This window comes from Terrabacter terrae, assembly GCF_039529575.1.
In the GTDB taxonomy this organism is placed as follows: domain Bacteria; phylum Actinomycetota; class Actinomycetes; order Actinomycetales; family Dermatophilaceae; genus Terrabacter; species Terrabacter terrae.
On the sequence record NZ_BAAANB010000001.1, the window covers coordinates 113,074 to 113,988 of the forward strand.

At 71.6% G+C, this 915-nt stretch carries 1 protein-coding gene; it reads left to right on the forward strand.

Annotation, left to right across the window (positions count from 1 at the left end):
* A partial coding sequence (locus tag ABD194_RS00530; RefSeq protein WP_343985901.1) for a DMT family transporter occupies window positions 1-777 on the forward strand: 777 nt, incomplete at its 5' end.
* Window positions 778-915 lie beyond the last annotated feature (138 nt).

A 915-nucleotide genomic window follows, 5' to 3' on the forward strand; every position in this document is an offset into this window, starting at 1 on the left:
CTGCGCGGCCAGTGGGCGACCGTGGCGGTCTCCGCTGTCGCCGTGGCGGTCTTCCCGCTGGCCTTTTACTCCTCGATGCGCCTGACCGGTGTCGCCGTCGGCACCGTCGTCACCATCGGGTCCGCCCCACCGGCGGCCGCGCTCATCGAACGAGTCATGGACGGCACCCGGCTCTCGCGCCGGTGGGCCGCCGGCACGGGTCTCGGCGTCCTCGGCGTCACCGCGCTGGCCTTCGCGCACTCGGACGCCACGGGAACCGGCACTGCCACGGCTGGCGGGTGGCGTCACGTCGCCGGCATCGGCCTGGGCGTGCTTGGCGGAGCCATCTACGCCCACTACTCCTCGGGCGCCGCCCGCGTCATCCGCACCGGCATCCCCAGCCGCGCCACCATGGGCGCCATCTTCGGCCTCGGAGGCCTCCTGCTGATGCCGGTGATGGTGCTCACCGGCTCCACCATCCTGGCCACCCGCGCGAGCCTCGCCGTTGTCGCCTACCTCGCTCTCATCCCGATGTTCCTCGGGTACGTCCTCTTCGGCCGCGGACTGGCCAGCGTGAGGGCCAGCACCGCCACCACCCTGTCCCTGGCCGAGCCGGCCGCCGCAGCCGTCATCGCCATGCTCGTCCTGCACGAACAGCTCACCGGCATCGCGGCCGCGGGACTGGTCCTGCTCTTCGCCAGCCTGCTGACCACCACCATCCCGCCCCGCTCGACGTCCGTCCCCATGGAACGCCTGACGCGTCGGACCCCCACTCCGAGCCGGCTCGAGCAGGCGTGAAACGGACATCCGCTCATGGCACCCCTTTAGGTCAAGACGTGGCGAGGACCGGGGTTCTACGCTGGGTGGTGACGGGTCCGGGAAGAGGCTGCTCCGAAGAGCCGGTGTGGGGTTGTGAGCCGGTCACGCTGGAGTCAG